4 protein-coding genes are annotated in these 4,283 nt (G+C 43.9%); all 4 read left to right on the top strand.

From position 1 onward, the window contains the following. Nucleotides 1-789 (top strand): extracellular solute-binding protein (locus WAM07_RS13420; RefSeq protein ID WP_422167609.1); only part of this gene is annotated, 789 nt, incomplete at its 5' end. A gap of 64 nt (nucleotides 790-853) precedes the next feature. Further along, on the top strand, nucleotides 854-1,822 hold the full coding sequence (locus tag WAM07_RS13415) for a carbohydrate ABC transporter permease (RefSeq protein WP_422167607.1): 969 nt from the start codon (nucleotides 854-856) through the stop codon (nucleotides 1,820-1,822). Continuing rightward, nucleotides 1,809-2,648, top strand: coding sequence for a carbohydrate ABC transporter permease (locus WAM07_RS13410; protein WP_422167605.1), 840 nt, complete (start codon nucleotides 1,809-1,811; stop codon nucleotides 2,646-2,648). The genes WAM07_RS13415 and WAM07_RS13410 overlap by 14 nt, the downstream gene beginning before the upstream one ends. Nucleotides 2,649-2,701: 53 nt before the next feature. Beyond that, nucleotides 2,702-4,045: a GH1 family beta-glucosidase gene (locus tag WAM07_RS13405; protein ID WP_422167603.1), complete on the top strand. Its 1,344-nt coding sequence runs from the start codon at nucleotides 2,702-2,704 to the stop codon at nucleotides 4,043-4,045. Nucleotides 4,046-4,283: the final 238 nt, after the last annotated feature.

The following is a 4,283-nucleotide window of genomic DNA, read 5'->3' as shown; positions in this document are numbered from 1 at the left end:
CTTCCAACAGATCCTGCGGAGGTAAAAGAGCAAATTTCCAGTCCAGAAGCTTTTAAAGAGGCGGCAGCAACAGTACAGGAAGCTACCGGAAAGCCAATGGTCGATAGTATGGAAATGGCGTTTCGTGCAAATATGGATGCTCTTGAAGTAAGCTATTTCAACCGTGAAGGTGAGCTGCTTATTGAAAATCCAGATAACAAAGTAAAAGATGCCTATGATTTTGCTGTTGAATTAAATGACCAGGGTTATGTAGGATCTTATGAAATGTGGACGCCGGAATGGGCCACAGCGTTAAACAAAGGTGAATTTGCTGTAGAGATGGCACCAGCCTGGTTGAAAGGCTACATGACAGAAAACGCACCAGAAGCTGAAGGTGAATGGCGCGTAACGACGCTTCCTGAGCAGTTTTCTGGAAACTGGGGCGGATCTTACATCTCCATTCCAAAAGAAACGGAGCATCCTGAAGAAGTTTATAAATTCTCCAAATGGTTAGTCAATCCTGAAAACCAATTGAAGTCATTTGTAGAAAGCGGATTATTCCCATCCACTCCAGATACGTATGAAATGGAAGAGTTTACTCAGAATTCAGACGAGTACTTTGGCGGTCAAAATACAGCAGAAGTATTTGCTGAAGCGGCTCAAAAAGTTACCGCTACCTATAAAGGACCAAACTATGTAACGGTGAACAACGAGATTTTGACAGCTCTTCAAAACGTAAGTGAAGGAGCGAACCCAGAAGAAGAATGGGAAGCTGCTGTTACTAGAATCAAAGACATTATGAAACGATAATTTTTAAATCAAAGGGCTGGATGCTGCTTATGATCTGGCCCTTTATTAATAGGAGGTTGTCTGGGTGGATTTAACAAGGGCTAAGGCTAAGGACAAGGCTGAACCGAAAAAAAGAAAGCTATCTGAAAGTAAAAAAGATATGCTGTCCGGCTATTTATATGTAGCTCCTTTCTTTATCATTTTCGGCATCATCGGTTTGTACCCCGCTATATTCAGCATCTATCTTGCTTTTCAAAAGTGGAGCGGGTTTGGTGAGATGGAATATGTCGGTATGCAGAACTTCACATTGGTACTTCAGGATCCATTATTTTGGAAGTCGCTTTATAACACACTTATTATCGGGGTTATGGGTACCGCTCCGCAATTACTAGTTGGTATTATACTCGCTTACTTTTTAAATTTAGCGGTTATTAAGTTTACGAACTTCTTCCGTGTGACCATTTTTATGCCATATATTACGTCCATGGTTGCGGTGGCATTAGTGTTTGGTGTCTTTTTCAGTAACAACGAGTCAGCCCTTGCGAACTATGTTATCGGCTGGTTTGGTGTAGACCCTATTAACTGGAAAACCTCGGAATGGGGAGCGAAGATTGCCATCTCCTTAATGGTGTTCTGGCGATGGGTAGGATATAACACGATTATTTATCTTGCTGGCCTTCAAAGTATTCCTAAGGATTTATATGAAGCGGCTAAGATCGACGGTGCGAACGGCGTGCAGCAGTTCTTCCACATTACGATTCCGCTTTTGAAACCATTCATTGTGTTAACCGTCTTTATGTCCACGGTTGGTGCCCTTCAACTCTTCGCGGAACCAACTGTTTTCCTTGGTGGATCAGCGTTTAACCGTGATGAAGCGATGACGGTTGTTATGTATTTATACCGGGATGCCTTTAACCTGAACTCCTTCGGTACAGCATCTGCTACGGCAGTTTTACTGCTTATCATTATTGTTATTATTGCATCCATCAACACTTGGTTAACATCAGGATCTAAACGACGTAAGAAAGTGAGGGCTAAACATGCCAAAGGCTAATAAGAAAAAATTCTCTATGAAATCGGTTCCGATATATGCCGTGCTGATCTTAGCATCTCTCTTATCCTTATTTCCGTTTTACTGGATGTTTGTCATGGCGACAAGGCCAAGTGAAGCGTATAACTCCATTCCGCCAGCCATGATTCCCGGAACGAAGCTGGTTGAAAACTTTCAAAATGTGCTGGATCAGATTCCGTTCTTCCAGGCCATGTGGAATACGTTTCTGCTCTGTACCCTTACGACACTGCTCGTCCTGTTGATTAGTTCACTTGCAGGATTTGCATTTGCTAAGTTTCATTTTCCAGGGAAAAACGTTTTGTTTGTATCAATTTTGCTCACGATGGTTATTCCACCTCAACTTGGATTAATTCCGCAGTATTATCTGGTTTCCCAACTAGGATGGCTGGATACGTTATTCGGTGCGGGTATCGTTTACCTGCTTAATCCGCTCGGAATCTTCTTAATGAGGCAGTATGTCAGCCAGTCGGTGCCAGATGAATTAATTGAAGCCGCTAAACTGGATGGGTGTTCGAACTTCAGAATTTACCGTAGTATCGTACTGCCGATCATTAAACCGGCCTTTGCGACGCTTGGGATTATCGTCTTCACGTTAGTATGGGGCGAGTTCCTGTGGCAGTTCACCGTATTAAGGAGTCCGGAATCTTATACACTCCAGGTAGCGCTCGCTTCCTTGAACGAATCGTATAATATGGACTTTGGCATGGTGCTGTCCGGTGTGTTCTGGGCAACGGTACCACTCATCATCATTTTCCTTATGTTTAATAAACTATTTATTTCAAGTATTACAGAAGGTTCTGTGAAGTAATAAAATCGCATGAACATACGACTTAACTATAAAGCTATTCGGAGGTACGGAACATGACAACAATCGAATTTCCTAAATCAATGAAATGGGGAGCGGCAACAGCAGCTTACCAAATTGAAGGAGCAGCCAATAAAGGCGGCAGAGCTCCTTCAATCTGGGATACCTTTTCGCATACCCCGGGAAACGTGAAAAATGGAGACAACGGGGACTATGCGTGTGACAGCTACCACAAGTATGAAGAAGATGTACAGCTGTTAAAGGAGCTTGGCGTTGACGTGTATCGCTTTTCTATTTCCTGGCCGCGTGTCATTCCCCATGGAAAGGGAGAGGTGAACCCTGAGGGAGTCGCTTATTACCAGCGTTTAATTGACTCGCTTCTTGAGAATGGAATCGAACCCATGATTACGTTGTATCACTGGGATTTACCACAGACGCTGCAGGATCAGGGCGGCTGGGAAAACCGCGATACGGTCGAAGCGTTCCAAGAGTATGCAAAGGCTATGTACGAAGCTTTTGGAGATCAGGTAAAGAACTGGATTACCATTAACGAACCGTGGTGTGCTTCTTTCCTTTCCAATTACTTAGGCGTCCATGCCCCGGGCAAGCAGGATCTTCAGGCAGCAGTGGACGTTTCCCACCACTTATTGCTGGCGCACGGAAAAGCGGTGGAAGCCTTTCGTGAGATGGTTCCTGACGGAGAAATCGGGTATGCACCGAACGCGGACTGGCTGGAGCCGTTCAGTTCGGCTGAAGAGGACCATGAGGCCTGCCGACGTGAGATGCAGGGGAAGATCGAATGGTTTATGGATCCGGTGTTCAAAGGGAGTTACCCTGAGCTTCTTCAATCTATTTTTGCCGAGAACAATGCGTATCTTAAAGTAGAAGAAGGCGATATGGAAACGATATCTCAGCCGATTGATTTTATGGGAATTAACTATTATTCGGGCAGTATTGCGCGCTATAAAGAAGGCAGCGGATTATTCGAAGTTGAACCAATCTGGGTGGATTACGATAAAACCGATATTGGCTGGCCTGTTTATTCGGAGGGCTTCTATAAACTATTAACTTATATTCACAAGCAATACGGTGAGGTTCCGATTTATATCACAGAAAATGGAGCCTGCTACAACCATGAAGTAGAGAACGGCATCGTTAACGATCAGCCGCGTATTGATTATTTGAAAAAACACTTAACTGCTCTTCATCGTGCCATGAAATCTGGAGTTCCGATTAAGGGATATATCCTCTGGTCGCTTCTCGATAACTTCGAGTGGGCGGAAGGGTACAGTAAGCGATTTGGAGCCGTTCATGTCAACTACCGTACGTTTGAAAGAACGAAGAAAGAGAGCTATTACTGGTATCAGCAGACGGTTCATAATAACTGGTTCGAGATTTAAGTTAAAGGCTTTGTTAAACTTCAGTGTTGGTTTTAAGGTTAAGCTCCCTTTTCTGTAAGACTCGACTTCTAGATAAATGGGTCCTTTACGTTAGATGGATAAGGGTTGGTAGGGAAATAACTCGTCTTGTTCCATCACCCAGACACTCGAGACATAAGCCGTTCATCAACGGATGGAAAAACCACCATCCTTTTGATGCTCGGCTTATGCTGGTCGTGTCTTTCGGGGTGATTCCACA

It is taken from the genome of Halobacillus sp., from assembly GCF_049282395.1.
Taxonomy (GTDB): Bacteria; Bacillota; Bacilli; order Bacillales; family Halobacillaceae; genus Halobacillus.
This window is presented reverse-complemented; position numbering and strand designations above follow the sequence as displayed.